Origin of the sequence: Sphingobacterium pedocola (genome assembly GCF_015209965.1) — a bacterium.
Taxonomy (GTDB): Bacteria; Bacteroidota; Bacteroidia; order Sphingobacteriales; family Sphingobacteriaceae; genus Sphingobacterium; species Sphingobacterium pedocola.
In genome coordinates this window covers 1853681-1875504 of record NZ_MU158689.1, presented here as the reverse complement: position 1 = coordinate 1875504, position 21824 = coordinate 1853681, and the positions used below count along the sequence as shown (strand labels likewise).

Sequence of the window (21824 nt, the reverse complement as noted above, 5' to 3'; positions counted from 1 at the left end):
ATGACGATAACTTCATCGCTTTAAAGAAAACTAATATACAGATGAAAATTTCAGAAATATCGATAAAGCGGCCGAGTCTGATCATTGTGATGTTTATCATATTGACACTTGGTGGTATATTTTCCTATTCGCAATTGGGTTATGAATTGATTCCAAAATTTGATATCAATGTCATTACCATACAGACGGTTTACCCGGGAGCATCTCCAACGGAGGTGGAAAATACAGTTACAAAAAAGATTGAGGATGCGGTTTCATCTTTAGAAATGGTAAAAAAAATAGAGGCGACCTCATTAGAGAACGTATCTGTTGTCATGGTAACCTTGAATGACGGAGCAGATGTCAATTTCCTATTAACTGACGCTCAACGTAAAATCAATTCCATCTTAAATGATTTACCAGATGATGTCGATCCGCCAACATTAAATAAGTTTTCCTTAGATGATGTGGCTATTATGAGTTTGGCGGTGACGTCAAATTTGAGTGAAAAGGAACTTTATGACCTGTTGGACAATAAGATTCAACCTGTATTTGCCCGTGTCAATGGTGTTGCGAAAGTAGATATGGTAGGAGGAGAGGAACGCGAAATCCAAGTTCGGGTTGATCCGGAAAGATTGCAGGGGTACGGACTTTCGATCGCACAGGTGCAGCAGGTAATTGCATCTTCCAATTTAGATTTCCCTACAGGTAGCGTAGCCTCAAGTGAGAAACGGACTACCATTCGTCTTGCTGGTAAAGTGGGTTCGATAGACGAACTGCGAAATTTGCCATTAACGACACCAACTGGTGCAACTGTCTTTTTACGCGATGTCGCTGACATTCAAGATGGAATTGCGGAGGTTGAAAAAATTGCCCGTTTAGACCGTCAAAACACAATTTTATTACAGGTGTTTAAACAGTCTGATGCAAATGCTGTAGCCGTTTCCGAAGCGATTAAAGGTACAATAGCGGGCGTAGAGAACGATTACAAGAACAATAATATCAAGGTCTTGATTGCGAATGACTCCAGTGAGTATACCTTGAGTGCAGCTTCGCACGTTATGAAGGATTTGGTGTTGGCTATCGTATTGGTAGGCTTTATCATGCTTTTCTTTCTTCATAGTTTAAGAAATGCGGCCTTTACGATGGTGGCTATACCTTTGTCGTTAATTGCAACTTTTATTGGTATGTTTTTTATGGGATATACCTTAAACCTGATGTCATTACTTGGTTTATCATTGGTAGTTGGTATTTTGGTGGATGATGCGATTGTGGTTATCGAGAATGTGCACAGGCATATGGAAATGGGTAAGAATAGGGTACGTGCAGCATTCGATGGAGCTAAAGAAATTGGATTTACAGTTACCGCTATTACTTTAGTTATCGTCGTGGTATTTTTACCAATTGCGATGTCAACGGGTTTGGTCGCCAATATCCTTGCCCAATTCTGTGTTACTGTTATCATATCTACTTTGTTATCGTTGTTGGTCTCATTCACTGTTGTGCCTTGGTTATACTCTCGATTTGGAAGGCTGGAGCACATTAATCCGAAGTCCTTCTTCGGTGGAATAATTGTAGGATTTGAAAGAGGGTTGACGAAATTTACAAATTGGGTATCCAATATTTTGGAATGGTCACTTCGCACGCGATTGAATAAAATATTGACCCTTCTGTTAGCTATAGGTTTGTTTTTCGGCTCGATTATGCTGGTCGGTTTAGGGTATATCGGAACGGATTTCTTTCCTGCGAATGATAAAGGCGAATTCTTAGTACAATTGGAGCTGGAAAAAGACGCATCTTTGGAAACAACAAATTTGTTTACACAACGTGCTGAAAACTTTATTTCAGCGAAGCCGGAAGTTAAACGTCTAATCACCTCGGTTGGTCAATCCAGTGATGGCGGTATGACTGCTGCTGCAGGTTCCAGATATAAATCCGAAATTCATGTTATTATGAAAGACGAGTATGTAGGCATTGAAAATTCGAAGGTTTACTCGGCTAACTTAAAAAATGAATTAGAAAAGGAGCTTATTGGAGCGAAGATTAAGACGGTAAATATGGGTTTGATGGGAGCTGAACAAGCACCTTTGACATTGACAATTATCGGATCTTCAGTCGAAGATGCTTTAGAATTTGCTAATCAAGCCGCTGATCTGTTACGTGAAGTACCGGGTTCGTCACAGGTGAAACTTTCCTCTGAAGATGGTAATCCTGAGATTAACGTAAAAGTAGACCGGGAAAAAATGACTTCGCTTGGACTTAATGTAGCAACTGTAGGTGCAACCATGCAAACGGCTTTTTCTGGAAATACGGATAATAAATTCCGTGCGGGAGATAATGAATACGATATCAATATTCAATTTGATGATAAGGGCCGCGCTAGTATAGATGATGTACGTGTACTGAAGTTTGTAAATAACCAGGGTAGCGCTATATCGCTTGAGCAATTCGCCGACATCAACTATGGATCGGGTCCTACATTATTGGAACGTCGTGATAAATCTCCTGCTGTATCCGTTCAGGGGCAGGTGATTGGTCGTCCTGCCGGTACCGTAGCTGCCGATTGGGAGGTGGAGTTTTCAAAACTGGAACGTAAGCCAGGAGTTTCCTATGTTTGGGGGGGGAATATGGAGAATCAATCCGAAGGTTTTGGTACGCTAGGGATTGCATTATTAGCTTCCATTATTTTGGTTTATCTCGTTATGGTTGCCTTATATGATAACTTTGTGACACCTTTTGTCGTATTGTTCTCTATACCGTTGTCTTTTATCGGAGCCTTATTGTTGTTGGCGTTAACCAATCAGACACTGAATATTTTTACCATATTGGGTATCATCATGTTGATTGGTTTAGTCGCAAAGAATGCGATTTTATTGGTGGATTTTGCTAACCATCGTAAAGATGCCGGTGATAATACGCACGATGCCCTAGTGGCTGCCAACCACGCCCGTCTTCGTCCGATCTTAATGACAACCATTGCCATGGTATTTGGTATGATTCCTATTGCGATGGCTACAGGGGGTATTGCTGATACAAACAGAGGTCTAGCTATCGTTATCATCGGAGGTCTATTGTCTTCTTTGTTACTGACCTTAGTAGTCGTTCCTGTCGTATATTCGATATTTGACAGTCTGGGAAGACGCTTTGGAAAGAAAGAAAAAACGAACTATGAAGAACTGATAGTGGCAGATTACGAAGAAAACGAGGATTACGTTGATGAAATGGCGGTGAAACATTAGTTGTTATTAAAATCATAAAACAAAAAATCCCGGGACGATAATCCCGGGATTTTTTTGTTTTATGAATATAGCGTCATTGCAATCTTTTAAGATCGCGTCACCTTCGTACCTCAGGTTCGCGATGACGGTCTCGGTTCGACGACGATGTGCTTTTTAGATGCCTTCATATTGCGTCTTACTTGCCTTGATTTTCAATCCATTTTCTAGCGTTGACGAATGCCTCTAACCAAGGAGTGACTTCATCTTGTCTGCCTTGTGGATAGTTTGCCCAGTTCCATTGAAAAGTTGAGCGTTCAATGTGCGGCATTGTTACTAAGTGACGGCCTGTCGCATCGCATAACATCGCTGTGTTGTAATCCGATCCATTCGGATTGTGTGGATATTGATCGTAAGCGTATTTCGCTACGATATGGTATTGCGATTCTTCTTTTGGTAGGTCGAACTTTCCTTCACCGTGCGAAATCCAAACGCCGAGTGTAGTACCTGCTAATGTCGATAGCATGACCGAGTTGTTTTCTTGAATAGTGACGGATGAAAAGCTTGATTCGTGCTTTTGAGAGGTATTGTGAAGCATTTTTCCATGTACATCGTGCTCGGGATTAATCAATTCCAACTCCATGAATAACTGACAACCATTACATATTCCTACGGAGAGTGTATCCGGGCGTCTGAAGAAATTATCCAATGCTGTTTTTGCTTTGTTATTATATAGGAAAGCACCCGCCCAACCTTTGGCCGAACCCAATACGTCAGAATTGGAGAAACCGCCTACAGTACCGATGAATTGGATGTCTTCCAATGTCTCACGACCGGAAATTAAATCGGTCATATGTACATCCTTCACATCAAATCCTGCTAAGAACATGGCGTTTGCCATTTCGCGTTCCGAATTCGAGCCTTTCTCCCGTATAATAGCTGCTTTAGGGCGAGGATTGGTCTCGTCAACAACAGGTTTTATACCGGTGAAATGAGTAGGAAAAGTATATTTAAGGGGTTGGTTTTTGTAATTGTTGTAACGTTCCGCTGCCATACCATTCTTAGATTGCTTTTGATCCAAGAGAAAAGATGTTTTATACCAGATATCACGTGTTTCAACGACGTTGAAGGTAAAGCTATTTCCATTGTTTTTCAAAGTAACTTCGGCCCCTTCAATCGCCCGACCGATTTTTGTAAAGTCGATGTTAGCCGCCGTTAAAACTTTTTCGAAAGCAGTATCTTCTTTCGCTTGTAGTACAACAGCGATATTCTCGTTGAATAAGGCTTTTACCGTATCGGTTTCGTTCAATCCCGATAAGTCGTAACTGGCTGCCACGTTCACATCTGCAAAGGTCATTTCAAGCAATGTGGTAATCAGACCACCGGAACCTACATCATGACCTGCTTCGATCAGGTTTTGGTTGATTAATTCCTGGATGGTATTAAACGCTGTTTTGAAGTATGCGCCATCCTGAATAGTCGGTACTTCTTTCCCGATCTTATTTAAGATCTGGGCAAAGGACGAACCACCTAATTTGAAACTATCTTTGGATAAATTGATGTAATAAATCGAACCCGCATTTTTATTTAAGACAGGTTCTACCACTTTGTTGATATCTATACAGTTACCAGCAGCGGAGACGATTAATGTTCCCGGAGCGATCACATGTTCACCGTTAGGGTATTTTTGCTTCATCGAAAGTGAATCTTTCCCCGTTGGGATATTGATCCCCAATTCAATGGCAAAATCAGAGCAGGCTTTAACGGCTTTGTATAGGCGCGCATCTTCCCCCTCGTTGTTACATGCCCACATCCAGTTAGCAGAGAGCGATACGCCCGCTAAACCGTTTTTGATCGGAGCGAAGACCAAGTTGGATAAAGCTTCTGCAATAGCCGTTCTACTTGCCGCAGCGGAATCTACGATGGCTGCCACCGGTGAGTGTCCTACTGTTGTCGCTATACCTTCTTTGCCTTTGAAGTCCAATGCCATTACACCGACATTGTTTAATGGCAATTGCAATGGGCCGACACATTGTTGTTTTGCAACACGGCCACCTACACAGCGATCCACTTTATTGGTCAACCAATCTTTGGATGCAACAGCTTCCAACTGTAAAACCTGCTGTAGATAGGTAGGGATACTATCCGTGCTGTATTCCAAATCGGCGTAGTTACGGACTACCGTGTTGTCCTTCATGTAGGTTTTTGGAGAGGATCCGAAGAAGTCTTCCAATGCATAATCCATGGGCTTTTCACCCGTAGTTTTCGACTGAAATGTAAAGCGGTGATCACCCGTTACATCACCTACCGTATACATAGGAGCACGTTCACGATCGGCGACGCGTTTTAAGGTCTCCATATCTTTGTCGGCAATAACCAATCCCATACGCTCTTGCGATTCGTTACCAATAATCTCTTTAGCAGAAAGGGTAGGGTCGCCAACAGGTAAGGCATCCAGATCGATCAGACCGCCCGTATCTTCCACTAATTCGGAAAGACAGTTTAAGTGACCTCCGGCACCGTGATCGTGGATGGATACAATGGGATTGCTATCTGATTCGACCATTCCGCGTACGGCGTTGGCCGCACGTTTTTGCATTTCAGGGTTAGAGCGTTGGATCGCATTTAATTCAATACCGGAACCAAAAGCACCTGTGTCGGCTGAAGATACAGCAGCACCACCCATACCGATACGGTAATTTTCTCCACCCAGAATAACGATTTTATCACCTGTTTGAGGGGTATGTTTTTTTGCCTGATCCAGTTTGCCATAACCTACACCACCGGCCTGCATAATCACCTTGTCGTAGCCCAGTTTGCGTGCATCCTCTTCATGTTCGAATGTCAAAACGGAGCCTGTGATCAACGGCTGACCAAATTTATTACCAAAATCCGAAGCACCATTGGATGCTTTGATGAGGATGTCCATCGGTGTTTGGTACAACCAGTCGCGTTCTTCCATTGCTTTTTCCCAAGGACGATTTTCTTCCAAGCGGGAATACGAAGTCATGTATATTGCTGTACCCGCCAAGGGTAAGGAACCTTGGCCGCCTGCGAGGCGGTCACGGATTTCTCCTCCCGAACCCGTAGCTGCACCTGAAAACGGTTCAACGGTTGTCGGGAAGTTATGTGTTTCTGCCTTTACAGACAGCACAGATTCAAATTCCTTTTCTTCGTAAAAGTCCGGCCTATCTGCCGATTTAGGAGCAAATTGAACGACGCGGGGTCCTTTAACAAAAGCAACATTATCTTTATACGCTGAAATAATGTCATTGGGGTTCGTTTCGGAAGTTTTCTTAATCAATTTAAACAAAGAAGTAGGTTGTTCCTCCCCGTCGATAATAAACGTTCCGTTGAATATTTTGTGACGGCAATGTTCTGAGTTTGCTTGTGAAAATGCGAAAACCTCCGAATCAGTCAGCTTTCGTCCAAGCTTAGTGGATAAATTGTCTAAATATTGAACCTCTTCGAGGTTCAGGGCCAAGCCCTCCTGTTTGTTATACGCATCAATATCATCGATTTCCAAAATAGGTTCTGGATTGATATGGGTGGTGTACATATCTTGCGTTAAGGCAGCGTACTTCTGCGAAATCATGGGATCGAATTCATTAAAATTTTCTCCCACCTGTTGAAATTCTTCGATTCGGACGATATCCTTAATGCCCATATTTTGCGTTATTTCTACAGCATTGGTACTCCAAGGGGTGATCATCGCTGCACGGGGTCCTACGTAGTGGTTATTTAGCGTATGGTCGTCGAGTTTTTTAGCATTTCCAAAAAGCCAATTGAGTTTCTTAATGTCTTCTTGTGATAAAGAGTTTACACTTTGAACACCGTATATGGTATTCGATGGGTTCTCAAAGAATTGAATCATTATTTTCGTGTGTTTGAACGTTCTTCAAATTAAAGTACAAATTTACGGAATATTTTAGATAATATATCCATGGATATTAAACTCGCAAATACAAAGTAGCGAGTAATCTTAATTCGGTCTTACTTAGACACAATACTTTCGATAATAGCATAAAAATACCAACGACTGAAATCAATTAATTTTTACAACTTTTTATTAAATATTCGCTTTATTTGTGGCATCATTAACCCTTTTTTGCTATAGCAGTGGATTTCTTTTACAAAATCCTATCTTTGTACCTTTAAAATTATAGATAATGAATATTTCTTACAATTGGCTTAAGAATTACGTAAATATAGATAAGACACCGCAGGAACTGTCGTTGATTTTGACGGATATCGGACTAGAGGTGGAAGCAGTTGAAACGGTACAGTCTATTCCGGGAGGTTTGGATGGATTAGTCGTGGGAGAGGTGATCACATGCGAGCAACATCCGAATGCGGATAAATTGAAAGTGACTACCGTGAATGTAGGCGGATCAGAATTGCTGCATATCGTATGTGGAGCGCCTAATGTAAGGGTCGGTCTTAAGGTGATCGTTGCGCAAGTGGGTACAACCTGTCATCCTACAACTGGAGAACCATTTAAAATAACGAAATCAAAAATCAGGGGTGAAGTATCAGAAGGTATGCTTTGCGGAGAAGATGAAATAGGTATGGGAACTTCTCATGCAGGTATTGTGGAACTGGATGCGAATGCAGAGATGGGCTCATTGGTAAGAGATTATTATCAGATTCAAGACGATTATAGATTTGAAATCGGTTTGACACCCAATCGTGCAGATGCGGCTTCACATTTAGGCGTGGCGCGTGATCTGGCGGCATATTTCCGCGGTACATATACACTGCCCGATGTAACTGCTTTCAACGAAAAGCAAAATCCGGATGCTACCGATGTAAACGTAGTAAATAGCGCAGCATGTCCTCGTTATTCTGGTATTAATATCGCAGGCGTAAAAGTAGGTGAGTCTCCCGAATGGTTAAAGGAGAAATTAAGTGTGATAGGTATCCGTTCGATCAATAACATTGTGGATGTTACCAATTATGTATTGCACGATCTGGGGCAGCCTTTGCACGCATTTGATAAAGATAAGATAGCGGATAATAAAGTTATTGTCCGGTTAGCAAATGAAGATGAATTGTTTACGACCTTAGATGGAATAGAACGCAAGTTGTCTGCAGAAGATTTAGTCATTGCAGATGCCGAAAAGCCCATGTGTTTAGCAGGAGTTTTCGGCGGCGCATATTCTGGTGTAACCGAAAATACGACTAACATTTTCTTGGAATCTGCCTATTTCAATTCGGTATCTATTCGTAAGACCGCCAAGCGTCATAGCTTAAAAACGGACTCTTCATTTCGCTATGAACGCGGAACAGACCCAAATATAACGGTATATGCACTTCAGCGAGCGGCTTTATTAATACAGAAAGTTGCCGGTGGGCAAATTGATTCCACCATTACCGACATCTACCCGTCTAAGGTAGACGCGTTTACATTTGATGTAAGTTATAATAATGTGCAACGCCTGATCGGCAAGGATATCCCAGCATCGGAAATTAAGGCTATTATACTGGCCTTAGGCATAGAAATTTCGAACGAAGGCGCGGATACGATCACCGTTCATGTGCCGGCATATAAAGTGGATGTAACCCGGGAAGTGGATGTGATAGAAGAAGTGTTGCGTATTTACGGGTACAATAACATTGAATTGAAACCACAGATTAAGGCTTCATTGAATACCTCCGAAAAGCCGGATAAAGAAGTGGTGCTGAATCAGATCGCTGATCTTTTGATTGCCAATGGATATCGCGAGATTTTATCGAATTCTTTGACAAAAGGAGCCTATTCAGACGATGAAAACACTGCTGTGAAGTTGCTTAATCCGTTGAGTACGGATTTGGATACGATGCGTCAAAATATGATTTTTTCCGTGTTAGTAGCTCTAGAATATAACCAAAAGCATAAATCTCCCGATATAAAATTCTTTGAGTACGGAAAGACGTATCATCTTCTGGAAGAGGGATACCAGGAAAAGCAACATATGGTGTTGGGGATCGCTGGTAAAAAGGTGCCTGAACAGTGGAACAATGAATCGAAAGCGAATAATTTTTACAATTTAAAAGCTGCGGTAGATATCCTTTTGCAGCGCTTAAAAATAAATAATCTTCAATTGGTAGAAACCAGCAATCCGCATTTTGCGTATGGACTGGATTACGTAAAGGGGCAAAAGGTGTTGGTGTCGCTGGGCGCTGTCGCGGCAGGGACATTAGCTAAAGTAGACGTGGATGGAGCGGTCTTTTTTGCGGATTTTGATTGGGATCTCGTGTTGAAAACCATCCGCAAGAATACGATTACGTATAAGGAAGTTTCTAAATTTCCATCCGTACGTCGGGATTTGTCATTATTGATAAACGATGAGGTTACTTTTGAACAGCTTAAAAATATTGCGATTAAGTCAGAGCGCAAGCTTTTGAAGGACGTAAACATATTTGATGTTTACAAAGGTGAAAAACTGCCGGAAGGCAAAAAGTCTTATGCACTGAGTTTTACCATTCAGGATGAAGAAAAAACGCTTAACGACAAACAAATTGATAGTATAATTAAAAAATTAATTCTTAACTTTGAGAAAGAGACTGGTGCAGTAGTGCGGTAGTTGAGAGATATAACATATTAATTGCGAAATAATTTATGACGTCATTATCATCACAAGTGAATGTTATCGTTGAGAAAACGAAAAATTTAATTCAATTGTGCGAAGCCTTACAAGAAGAGAATGACCTACTAAAATTAGAACTGCAATCTGTACAAGTTGCGTTTGATACGAGTTCGGATAAAGTTCAACAGCTTGAAGATAAGCTAAAAGTAATGACGGTAGCAAAATCCTTGGAAGAGTCTGATATAGATAAAGTCGCTATAAATGAAAAAACACTTGACACAAAGCAAAAAATTAACGATTTTGTGCGAGAAATAGACAAATGTATAAACTTACTAAAATAGTAGGGTAGGTAAGAAGGATAGGGGTATAAGTTTATTACGTTATTAAGCTCAAGAAAATGGGAGATATTTCCATAAAAATAAATATTGCAGATCGTGTGTATCCCCTACGTGTGGAAACAGAAGAGGAAGAGGTGATTCGTCACGCTGCGAAATTGATAAATGAAAAAATAAAGGAATTGCAGGACAATTATGCAGTTCGTGATAAGCAGGATTTGCTATCTATGTGTGTATTGCAATATGCTACAGGTATGATTAAAGCCGAGCGTAGTGCACAAAATCAAGACATAGGCTTGGAGCAAACGGTTCATGAACTGGATAATTTATTGACAGATTTCTTTAAAAAATAAGATCGTTCTTTATAGAGCTGTTTAACGACGAATTTGCCGCAATTAAATTCGGGTTGTCACTATTTTAAACTTAACGCTTCAATATCACGAGCAATACAAAGATATAGGCCATTTTGCGAAAGCCATCTAGGTCATAATCATACGCTCAAATCATGTGTAATCGAAGTTTAATAATACATGAAGCCTGTTTAAATTTAATTGCGGTTTTTTTTTTGTTAAGTAGCTGAGAGATTGGTGCTTTGTCATGCCGAGAGTTCAGATTTTAGGCAAACACATTGGATGGCTGATGACAGGAAGGGGAACGTCACCCTGAGCGGAACAAAGTGGAGTCGAATGGGTCTAAAGATATGTTGTTTAGATCCCTCCGAAGTCGGGATGACAAAATTCGGAGTCGGAGCCTGCCTCGAGGAATCTCGGGGATGACAAAAAATGGTTCAGAATGTTTTGGATAGAAAATTATTAAAAACTAAATATATACAATAAATAAAATGGAGTTATCAACGACAATTTCAATAATAATTTCACTTCTTATTGGCGTTGTTATTGGACGGTATTTATTACAACTACTGTTCAAGAAGCAAGAGCAAGCTGCCAACGAGAAAGCGGAGAGCATTATAAAAGAGGCTGAAAAACATGCCGAACATATCAAGAAACAACGTCAGCTAGAAGCTAAAGAGAAGTTTCTTCAACTTAAGGCAGAGCACGAAAAAGAGGTTAACCAACGTAATAACACGGTAGCTCAAAAGGAAAACAGTACCCGCCAAAAAGAACAGTCTATAAATCAAAAATTAGAGACTTTAAATCGGGAAAAACAGGAGTTGGATGTTAAAAATAAAAAATTAGACCAACTCATTGAATTGAATGAAAAGAAAAGCGAAGAGGTTGATCAACTAAAAAATCAACATATTCAGCAATTGGAAACAATTGCGGGATTAACTGCTAACGAAGCGAAAGAACAATTGGTATCTTCATTACGTGAAGAAGCGCGTTCTCAGGCGATTATGCAGATTAAAGATATCGTCGACGAAGCCAAATTAACAGCCTCTAAAGAAGCTAAAAAAGTGGTCATACAGACCATTCAACGTACGGCTACGGAGTCTGCGATTGAAAATACCGTTTCCATTTTTAATATTGAAAATGATGAAATCAAAGGACGTATTATCGGTCGTGAAGGTCGTAATATACGTGCGCTCGAAGCTGCTACCGGTGTTGAAATTATTGTAGACGATACACCCGAGGCTATCATCCTATCGGGATTTGATCCGGTGCGTCGCGAGATTGCCCGTCTATCCTTACATAGATTGGTAACAGATGGTCGTATTCATCCAGCTCGTATTGAAGAGGTGGTTGCCAAAACGCGTACACAGATCGAAGATGAAATCGTTGAAATTGGGGAACGTACCGTTATAGACCTTGGTATCCATGGCTTGCATCCCGAACTAATCCGCATGGTAGGACGTATGCGCTACCGTTCTTCTTATGGTCAGAACCTATTACAACACTCGCGTGAGGTGGCTAACTTTGCTGCAACGATGGCGGCGGAGCTCGGCTTAAATGTAAAAATGGCCAAGCGAGCAGGTCTATTACACGATATTGGCAAGGTGCCTGATGATAATCCCGAACTACCACATGCTATATTGGGTATGCAATTGGCCGAGAAATACAAAGAACACCCAGATGTATGTAATGCAATCGGAGCCCATCACGATGAAATAGAAATGACATCTATGATTTCTCCTGTCGTGCAGGCTTGTGATGCGATTTCTGGTGCCCGGCCGGGAGCACGTCGCGAAGTTGTTGAAAGTTATATCAAGCGTTTAAAAGAACTAGAAGCATTAGCATTATCGTATCCCGGTGTAGAGAAAACATTCGCTATCCAGGCAGGCCGCGAGTTACGCGTCGTGGTAGAGTCCGAACGGATCAGCGATGCGGCAGCAGAAGTATTAGCCGCTGATATTTCGAACCGTATACAAACTGAAATGACCTATCCGGGTCAAATCAAAGTAACGGTAATCCGCGAAACGAGATCGGTGTCATACGCGAAGTAACCTAGAAATTAAATACAACTTTATTTAAGCCTCAACTCTTGTTGGGGCTTTTTTACCATTAATTGATTAACTTTGCAATATGAATCCGAGACGTAACGAATGTTGGCCTACATAGTGCAACTACTAGTTATATCGAGTTCTCATTAGCCATTTAAAATAAGTTTATACAGATGAACAAAAAGAATGCTAACGGCACAAAACAACCCGAGTTTTCTCGCCCCGTTGATAAATATTTTCATGAATTAGATAGTAATTTCGGAGCGGGAAGCAAAAGTTTGTATGCGGTATGTCTAGCTTTCGCTTTTTTTGGAATTATGGGATTGATATGGATGATCCCTTTCCCGCAGTTTGATTTCCTGGTTAAATTAAATATGCACACCTTTCTCAATTGGGGTTCATTTTTTATTGCTATAGCTATATACATCTATTTAAAACTATCGCCAACTTTATCTTATGCCATTTTATTTTCAATAGCCGCTATGAGCTTTTTTATTGTGCAACTGGAATATGTGGAACGCGATGGCGGACCGAGCGTGGTACTGGTTTGTACGATGATCAGCGTCATCAGCTTATTCGTTCTTTGGATATTGGCAAAAAGAGAATCCAAACCTGTTAGCGGAAACGATTTTATTAAATTATTAACCGTGGGGCCGATTTGGCTCTGGTCTAAAGTGTTTGATAAATTGAAAATAAAATATTAATTTGTAATTATGGATCAATTGAACTATCCGCTTCATTTTCAATTTCGTATTACTACACTTACCAATGATTTTGTGGCGACTGATGCGTTAGGCGACACAATTTATTATGTCAGGGAGAAAATGTTTTCTTGGAGAGACCGTATCAATGTATATCGAGATCAATCAAAATCTGAATTGTTGTACGAATTAACGTCTAATAAATTAATTGATTTTCAGCAAACTTTTACGATAACGGATGGAAACGGTAGGGTAGTTGGTAAGGTGAGGAGGAAGACCCTAAAATCGCTTTGGCGATCGACCTTTAATCTGATGGATCCCAATGATTCTATAGATCATAGTATTAAGGAAAAGAATCCGTGGACTAAATTTTGGGATGGGCTCTTTGGAGAAATCCCTCTTATTGGCATGTTGTCCGGCTATTTGTTTAATCCCTCTTATATCTTGCGAGACGATGCTGGAGAGGAGATGTTCGAGATAAAAAAGGAACCTTCTTTCTTTGGGAGAAAATTCAGCGTATACAAAATAACAGAAAGGGAAGTAGATGACGAACGTTTTGTGCTCAGTTTAATGCTTTTGGTGTTAATGGAGAGGAGTAATGGTTGATTAATGTGTTAGCGTAAAAGAAGGTTTTTCTTAATCAATTTTTATGCGCCCATTTCGCCGGCGCGAGGCGACTTCTTTTTTTATAAAAAGAAGGAAAAAATCGTCGCTGTACCCATTTGCCAGAATGGTTCGTGCGTCCTCGTGCTATTGGCAAATGGCTAAGGCGACATTTGTCGGGCATGTAAGGATAGTGCTTTATTATGTATAACAGTATCTTTCTATTTCAGCTGCATTTAAAAGGACGACCTAGGTCGATGTAGCGTTAAGAAAGCTTTTGGATTTGCGTGAAGAACAGATCTACGAAGTGCAACGTCTCAGAGCTGTTTAGGAAATTCAAAAGCTTTTAGTGTAACATTGACCAAGTCTTGAATCTTTGCTTCTTTCTTTTCAAGAAGAAAGAAGGAGCCTTGTCGTGGCCGCGACGGAAAGGTATGGCGAGGGACAAAAAGATGAATAAAATAAACCTTCCTTAAATTTATTAATAAACACGCCTATGCCAACTAAGCATTTTTATAAATCGCATACTCAAATTGCAAAGCGTCGGCATCGAAAGAAGCAGTGTATTCTTTCTCCTTAATTGCGCCGATTTTTGCTAACGCTGCTTGGGATCGGAAATTTTTCTCGCGGACATGAAAAATAATCTTATCTACAAGCTCGAATGCGGTGTGTATCATCAGCTGTTTAACAGAGTGATTGTACGTGCCTCCCCAATACGCTTTAGCCAAAAAAGTGTATCCAATAGCGACTGAGCGTTCCTTATCATTATATTCGTAAAACGACGTAGCACCTATTACATGCTCTGTTTTTTTGTCAATGATAAGGTAGGGCAAATCCGTATTTAAAAGTTTTTTGAAGTATTGGGTAAATCCGACTGGCGTATACCGGTTGAAATCGGGGTGTTGTGCCCAAATTTCTTTATCTGAAGCTACTAGATACAATAAATCGAAATCCCTCTTTTCAAGAGGTATTAATTCAATCAATTCGTTTGATAAGGAAATCCGAGGTATCATGTTACTTGATAATACGTTTAATCTTATTTGATTTTTTAATCAATTTATGTAAGCCTTCATAATCTTCCTGCTCGATTTTATCATGAAGTTTCTTTAATTGCTTTATATGTTCGGCCAGAACTTCCAATACATTTTCTCTATTTTGTTTAAAAATAGGCGTCCACATATCGGGAGATGACTTCGCCAAACGTACGGTCGATTCAAAACCAGAACCTGCTAATTCAAAAATGCGGCCTTGGGATTTTTCTTTCTCTAATACAGTCAGCGCCAGTGCAAAAGAAGTTAAATGCGAAATATGCGATACATAGGCGGTATGCATATCATGCTCTTCAGCAGTCATAAATGTGGATTTCATCTCCAATTGATCCGTAATGGCATCTGCCAGATCGAAGGCATCTTCATCAGATTTGAAGGCCTCTACATACACCATGTTCTTATCCTTGAACAAATTTGATACGGCTGCTTCAGGTCCGGAATATTCCGTACCCGCCATAGGGTGAGCAGCGACATAGCGTCCACGTTTAGGATGATCGACTATTTTATTTAGGATATTGATCTTGGTGGATCCCATATCGATGATGACCTGATCTGTAATTCGATCCAAAATGTAAGGTGTGAGTTGCATAATAGCATCTACCGGAACGGTTAAGATGATAACTTTAGCATTTCCTAAAGCTTCATCTAATGTGGCGATTTCATCTACTAAACCCAATTCCAAGGCCTTTTTTTGGTTGGATTCGTTCTTATCCACACCAATAATCTTATTACAGAATTTCGTTTGTTTAAGTCGGATACCTACCGATCCCCCGATAAGTCCTACTCCGACAATAGCTATGTTCATTATTCAGTATTGAGTCTTGAAGTATTAGGTATTGAGTATTAGGTGCATATATACGCCTAATAATCCTTATTCTTTACCCCTTATTCTTTGTTTTTTACTCTTTATTCCTTGCTCGCCTTAATGCGTGATATCGCTTCTTCCAACACCTCTTCTTTTGCGCAAAGACTTATACGAATATATTGATTTCCTGCGCTACCAAAAATTCCGCCCGGTGTAATAAATACTTTTCCACGTTCGAGTATACTGTCGCTGAGCTGATAACCGGAATCAAATGTCTTCGGGATTTTTGCCCATACAAAAAGTCCTACCTGCTCCCTGCTGTAGATGCAACCCAACATATCCATAATTTCGTACACCTTTTCTCGTCTATTACAATAGGTTTCATTAAGCTCGTCGTACCAGGATTTTTCTAAGGATAAGGCTTTTGCTGCGGCCAGCTGCATGGGTAAAAACATGCCCGAATCCATATTGGTCTTAAAACGAAGGATTTCATTGATGCGTTCTTCTGCTGCAACGAGCATCCCAATACGCCATCCGGCCATATTGGATGATTTACTGAGTGAATTCAACTCGATGGCTACATCCTTAGCGCCTGCTACAGCCAATAGACTTTGCGGGGTTTCATTCAGGATAAAGCTATATGGGTTGTCATGACATATCAAGATATTGTTTCGCTGCGCAAATGCCACTAGATCACTAAAAAAGGTATGACTAGCAGAAGCTCCCGTAGGCATATGTGGGTAATTTACCCACATTATTTTTACCTTCGAAAGATCTTGCTTTTCGAGTTCTGCAAAATTGGGCAGCCAGCCGTTCTCTTCAGAAAGCGTATACGGTCTAGCAGTTGCGCCACTTAGACGTATCGCCGATGCATAAGTAGGGTAGCCCGGATTGGGGATAAACGCTTCATCGCCTTCCTGAAGATACGTCATGCAAATATGTACGATTCCTTCTTTCGAACCAATGAGAGGAAGTATTTCTGTGCTGGAATTTAACTGTACGCCATAATATCGGGCATACCAATTTGACATCGCATCACGCAAGGCGGGAACGCCTTTGTAATTCTGATATCCGTGTGCGGTAGGTAAAGCAGCTTCCTCCTGCAATGTTTGGATTACATCAGGATGAGGTGGAAGATCGGGACTTCCGATTCCTAAATTGATGACTTTGGCTCCGGCCTTGTTCATTTCGTCAATTTCTCTCAATTTCTTGGAGAAATAATATTCTTCCGTGTGCTGCAGCCTTTTGGCAACTTCAATTTGCATTTTATTTATATTAACGGCCCTAAATTAAGAATTTAGCCATGAAATGCACCCTATTTTTAGAATAAATAATTTATCAATTCTTTGCCATATTTATTCAATAGCATGGGGCTTTGCTGTATATACATACAAATTTGCTATTTTTGTGACTTATATCTTTAGATGAAAACTTATTTTCGACTTTTATCGTTTGCGAAACCAATAGAAAAGTATGCTATTCCATATATCATCTGTACTATTATCACGGTAGTTTTCGGTACATTAAATTTAGCATTACTCGCACCGCTACTGCAGGTCTTATTTAACGGTACGGATCAAAGTATGTCGGGCGCGGTACAACCGATTGTAAAACCGGATAGTTTCTTCGATCTTCCGGAATGGTTTACCTATTATGCAGATACATTGTATAATCAATTTGGTGCATACGGCGCCTTAAAATACGTTTGCATAGGCATCATTATATCCGTGTTTATCACGAACCTGTTCCGTTATTTTTCGCAGCGGATCATGGAAAATCTTCGCATACATACCTTATTAAATCTTCGAAAGACTGTATTTAATAATGTAATGGACCTACCTTTAGGGTATTTTTCGAACCAGCGAAAAGGTGATGTCATGTCGAAGATATCTTCGGATGTTCAGGTGGTACAATACTCGGTCACAAGTACATTGCAAGTCGTTTTTAAAGAACCTTTTCAACTCATAGCATATATATATGTTTTGTTTTCCCTTTCTACTAATTTGACTTTTTTTGCAATCGCCGTTATTCCGGTATCGGCTTTTTTTATATCGCGAATTGTAAAATCTTTAAAATCTCAGGCGATTGCAGGCCAGGAGTCGTATGCAAATATGATATCCTATCTTGATGAGGCGCTGTCGGGCATAAGGATCATAAAAGCATTTAATGCCACGACTTTTGTTAAGGACAGATTTAATGGAGAAAATAGTCGATATGCAACCATTATGCGGAGAATGGTACGTCGTCAGCAACTAGGTTCTCCAGTGTCTGAATTGTTAGGCGTTGTAATGGTCGCCATCATACTGCTGTATGGCGGACATTTGGTGTTGACGGGTGAAGGTGAATTGACTGCATCAGAATTTATTGCTTATATCGCTCTTTTTTCACAGGTAATGAGACCGGCTAAGGCGTTGACTGACTCATTTAGTAATATTCATAACGGTATCGCCGCAGGTGAACGCGTATTGGAACTGATCGATCAAAAAAATGAATTGCTTGATAAAGAAGGTGCTATTGAGGTCAGCGCGTTTCGTGAAGAGATCGCATTCAACAATGTAAATTTCTCTTATGGTGAAAAACCGATATTAAGAGGTATTAATTTCACGGTACGTAAGGGCCAAACAGTCGCTTTAGTTGGGCCTTCGGGAGGCGGTAAATCAACACTGGTGGATTTGATCCCTCGTTTTATGGATGTGACTACAGGAACGGTTACGTTCGATAGGATAAATTTAAGAGATCTTACCCAAGATTCGCTCCGTGCATTGATCGGTGTGGTAAACCAAGAGTCTATCCTTTTTAATGACACTATTTTTAATAATATTGCCTTTGCTAATACCGATGCAACACAAGAGCAGGTGGAGGAGGCAGCTCGTATTGCTAATGCACATGATTTTATTACAAAGACCGAAAGCGGATATCATACGAATATAGGGGACAGGGGTGCGAAATTATCTGGAGGTCAGCGTCAACGTATTTGTATTGCACGTGCCGTACTGAAAAATCCGCCGATTATGCTGCTGGATGAAGCGACATCTGCCCTAGATACCGAATCGGAACGTTTAGTGCAGGATGCATTGTACAAATTAATGGAAAATCGTACCACTGTTGTAATTGCGCACCGTTTGAGTACGATTCAAAATGCGGATAAGATTGTCGTGTTGGAATCCGGTCAAATTATAGAGACGGGATCACACCAAGAATTGATCCAACACAATGGCCTGTATAAGAGATTAATAGATATGCAACAATTTGCTGACTAGCTGAAGGTATACTAAAATAGCACTTTAGCATGGCTTTTGGTGGGAATTTTAGCTAAGTTTGTATAGTAAGGAAAGACTAATGGATGCTACACAAAAACTAAATTTTTTGATCAGTAACAAAAATTTAGATTCAGATTTAAGACATATTGCCGAAAAGGTGCTCGCTGATCAACGTATTACGTTTGAAGAGGGGGTGCTGCTATATGAAAAAGGAGAAGTAAGTTATTTAGGTGTGTTAGCGAACTATATCCGCGAAAAAAAACATGGTGACTACACGTATTTCAATAGAAACTTTCATATAGAGCCGACGAACGTATGTGTTTACGATTGTAAATTCTGTTCGTATTCACGGATGGTAAAACAACGAGAAGAGGGATGGGAGATGGATGTAGATGGGATGATGGAGGTGGTGAAAAAGTATGATAACGAACCCGTTACAGAAGTTCACATTACCGGAGGCGTTGTTCCAAAGCAAAATCTGGCATTCTATGCAGAATTTTTTAAACGCTGCAAAGAACATCGACCCGACTTACATATCAAAGGATTGACGCCAGTAGAATATTATTATATTTTCAAAAAAGCAAAATTATCACATTATGAGGGTATGAAATATCTTCATGAATGTGGGTTAGATTCTATGCCCGGTGGTGGTGCCGAGATATTTCATCCGGAGATACGGGAAAAAATTGCCCATGATAAATGTACAGCCGATCAATGGTTGGATATACACGAGCAGGCGCATAAGTTAGGTATGCATACCAATGCGACCATGTTATATGGCCATATTGAAGAATTTTGGCATCGTGTGGATCACATGGAACGTCTGCGTCAACAACAAGATAAGACAGGTGGTTTTCAGACTTTTATTCCGCTAAAGTTTAGGAACAAGGACAACCAAATGGAACATGTTCCAGAGGTTTCTGTTATTGAGGATTTGCGTAACTATGCAATTGCCAGAATTTACCTGGATAATTTTTCACATATCAAAGCCTATTGGGCAATGATTTCGCGAGAGACTGCCCAACTGTCGTTGGCGTATGGCGTTGATGATATCGATGGAACATTGGATGATACCACCAAAATATATAGTATGGCGGGGGCGGAAGAGCAGACACCGGCGATGAGTACAAAAGAACTGGTGCAATTGATTAAAAATGTGGGAAGGTATCCTATCGAACGCGATACGTTATATCATGTAGTTACGGATTACAGTGATTATGTATTTGAAGAGGATACAAAGAAAAAATATTATTCATTACCGGTAATAAATTCATAATATACGTTGAAGAAAACATTTTACTTCATAAGACACGGACAAACAGATCTTAATTTACGTGGAATAGTGCAGGGAAGGGGAGTCAATTCTCCGCTCAATGAAAATGGCCTTCGACAAGCACAAGCATTTTTCGATGCGTATAAAGATATACCATTTGATAAAATTTATACATCTACACTGCAAAGAACTAAGCAAACGGTAGCTTCTTTTCTTGAGCTGGGAATTCCCTTGGAAGAGATTGAAGGGCTCGATGAGATAAGTTGGGGTATTTATGAAGGAAAAGAACAAGACAAGGATACCATGACAAGATTTGAAAAGGTAATCGCATCTTGGAGAAATAGTGAGCTGGATTTAAGCGTCGAAAATGGCGAATCCCCTAATCAGCTGGTAACGCGACAGAAAGAAGCGATATCTTATATGTTATCCCAACCGGATGAAGAAACCATTCTCGTATGTATGCATGGTCGTGCCATGCGTATTTTACTTTGCCACCTTACTGATTTTCCGCTCTGTCAGATGGACGAATTTCCCCATACAAATACAGCCTTATATATTCTAGATTATGAAAATGGGAAGTTTAGTATTGTCGATTATTACAGTACTAAACATTTAGCGAATTTAGAAAATGAGTAAGATAAAAATTTCTGCGGTAAGTTATACCAATACATTGCCGTTTCTACAAGGAATAAAGGCTTCTCCTGTGATGAACCGGATTGATTTAAGTCTGGATCATCCCAGTAGTTGTGCGCAACGGGTGATCGATAATGAAGTGGATATGGGAATTATTCCTATAGCTGCACTCTTGGATTTACCATATTATCGTATTATTAGCGATTATTGTATCGGAGCGGATGGTGCGGTCGATTCAGTATTTATTTTTTCTCAGAAGCCAATCAATGAGATCAAATCAGTTCGCCTAGATAATCAATCGCGTACCTCAAATGGCTTAGCACGAATTTTATTGAAATACTACTGGAAAGTTGATGCGGACGTGTTGAAAAAAGGGGAGGCGGATGCTTTTGTGCTGATCGGTGATCGTACCTTTGGAAAGAAGGATACGATGCCTTACGTATACGACTTGGGATTCTATTGGAAAGAGTTTACGGGCTTGCCCTTCGCATTTGCCGTATGGGTAGCCAATAAAGAATTACCTGCCGATTTTGTCGCGGAATTTAATCAGGCCTTGGCAGATGGAGTTTCGCATCCAGAGGATGTTATTAAGGGATTACCCATATATGATAACTTTGATTATTCGTCTTATCTCACCGAAAAGTTGGATTTTCATTTAACACTTAAAAAAAGAGACGCTATTCAGAAATACCTAGAGTTATATCAGACGTTGTAAAGGGGAGTAGGTGTTGGTTTAAATGAAGGTTTATTTTATACTAATTTCTTTTGTCGCTTGGCCCGCGACGGGGGCCTTCTTTTTCCCTCAAAAAGAAGCAAAAACTCGTCGCTGTACCCATTTGCCAGAATGGTTCGTGCTTCCTCGTGCAATTGGCAAATGGCTAAGGCGACATTTGTTCTAGACTGTTAGGGTAGTGCGTTTCTTGCGTACACTGTGTACTTCMKSTSKWCTMWAMAMRKMYRMMYYRRRWYMMYKYWKYKTTAGAGGTATTAATTCAATCAATTCG

The 21824-nt window shown here is 40.4% G+C and carries 15 protein-coding genes; 11 read left to right on the top strand and 4 right to left on the bottom strand.

What is annotated here, in order from left to right; translation table 11 throughout:
- The first annotated feature begins 41 nt into the window (after positions 1 to 41).
- Entirely contained in the window at positions 42 to 3218 is a 3177-nt protein-coding gene (locus C4F40_RS07895) for an efflux RND transporter permease subunit (protein WP_196938793.1), read from the top strand.
- A 175-nt stretch (positions 3219 to 3393) separates the two neighbouring features.
- Here C4F40_RS07895 and purL read toward each other — a convergent pair whose 3' ends face one another.
- Positions 3394 to 7068, bottom strand: coding sequence for a phosphoribosylformylglycinamidine synthase (gene purL, locus C4F40_RS07890; protein ID WP_196938792.1), 3675 nt, complete (start codon positions 7066 to 7068; stop codon positions 3394 to 3396).
- Between the two features lie 295 nt (positions 7069 to 7363).
- Between purL and pheT the strand changes: the two genes are divergently transcribed.
- The 6 genes from pheT to C4F40_RS07860 all read left to right on the top strand — a co-directional run bounded on the left by pheT (position 7364) and on the right by C4F40_RS07860 (position 13803).
- Entirely contained in the window at positions 7364 to 9760 is a 2397-nt protein-coding gene (gene pheT / locus C4F40_RS07885; protein ID WP_196938791.1) for a phenylalanine--tRNA ligase subunit beta, read from the top strand.
- 35 nt (positions 9761 to 9795) lie between these two features.
- A complete protein-coding gene (locus C4F40_RS07880) occupies positions 9796 to 10104 on the top strand; it encodes a hypothetical protein (protein WP_196938790.1) in 309 nt (102 codons plus the stop codon).
- 56 nt (positions 10105 to 10160) lie between these two features.
- Positions 10161 to 10451 (top strand): cell division protein ZapA, encoded by a 291-nt coding sequence (locus tag C4F40_RS07875; protein WP_196938789.1) that lies wholly within the window; start codon positions 10161 to 10163, stop codon positions 10449 to 10451.
- A 488-nt stretch (positions 10452 to 10939) separates the two neighbouring features.
- On the top strand, positions 10940 to 12499 hold the full coding sequence (rny, locus tag C4F40_RS07870; protein ID WP_196938788.1) for a ribonuclease Y: 1560 nt from the start codon (positions 10940 to 10942) through the stop codon (positions 12497 to 12499).
- A gap of 170 nt (positions 12500 to 12669) precedes the next feature.
- Entirely contained in the window at positions 12670 to 13200 is a 531-nt protein-coding gene (locus C4F40_RS07865) for a hypothetical protein (protein ID WP_196938787.1), read from the top strand.
- 9 nt (positions 13201 to 13209) lie between these two features.
- Complete coding sequence (locus C4F40_RS07860; protein ID WP_196938786.1) at positions 13210 to 13803, top strand: LURP-one-related/scramblase family protein; 594 nt, start codon at positions 13210 to 13212, stop codon at positions 13801 to 13803.
- A 500-nt stretch (positions 13804 to 14303) separates the two neighbouring features.
- Here the strand turns inward: C4F40_RS07860 and C4F40_RS07855 are convergent, their stop codons facing one another.
- The 3 genes from C4F40_RS07855 to C4F40_RS07845 form a co-directional block, all read right to left on the bottom strand.
- Positions 14304 to 14813, bottom strand: coding sequence for a GNAT family N-acetyltransferase (locus C4F40_RS07855; protein ID WP_196938785.1), 510 nt, complete (start codon positions 14811 to 14813; stop codon positions 14304 to 14306).
- Between the two features lies 1 nt (position 14814).
- A complete protein-coding gene (locus C4F40_RS07850; protein WP_196938784.1) occupies positions 14815 to 15654 on the bottom strand; it encodes a prephenate dehydrogenase in 840 nt (279 codons plus the stop codon).
- Positions 15655 to 15755: 101 nt separating this feature from the next.
- Positions 15756 to 16919 (bottom strand): pyridoxal phosphate-dependent aminotransferase, encoded by a 1164-nt coding sequence (locus tag C4F40_RS07845; protein WP_196938783.1) that lies wholly within the window; start codon positions 16917 to 16919, stop codon positions 15756 to 15758.
- Positions 16920 to 17078: 159 nt separating this feature from the next.
- Here C4F40_RS07845 and C4F40_RS07840 point away from each other — a divergent pair, with 159 nt between their 5' ends.
- From C4F40_RS07840 to C4F40_RS07825, 4 genes are all read left to right on the top strand, one after another.
- A complete protein-coding gene (locus C4F40_RS07840; protein WP_196938782.1) occupies positions 17079 to 18914 on the top strand; it encodes an ABC transporter ATP-binding protein in 1836 nt (611 codons plus the stop codon).
- A 79-nt stretch (positions 18915 to 18993) separates the two neighbouring features.
- Positions 18994 to 20190, top strand: a complete 1197-nt coding sequence (mqnE, locus tag C4F40_RS07835; protein WP_196938781.1) for an aminofutalosine synthase MqnE — start codon at positions 18994 to 18996, stop codon at positions 20188 to 20190.
- 6 nt (positions 20191 to 20196) lie between these two features.
- Positions 20197 to 20823: a histidine phosphatase family protein gene (locus C4F40_RS07830; RefSeq protein ID WP_196938780.1), complete on the top strand. Its 627-nt coding sequence runs from the start codon at positions 20197 to 20199 to the stop codon at positions 20821 to 20823.
- The gene (locus tag C4F40_RS07825; RefSeq protein ID WP_196938779.1) at positions 20816 to 21535 is read left to right on the top strand and encodes a menaquinone biosynthetic enzyme MqnA/MqnD family protein; all 720 of its coding nucleotides are present in this window, start codon (positions 20816 to 20818) and stop codon (positions 21533 to 21535) included. The genes C4F40_RS07830 and C4F40_RS07825 overlap by 8 nt, the downstream gene beginning before the upstream one ends.
- Positions 21536 to 21824: the final 289 nt, after the last annotated feature.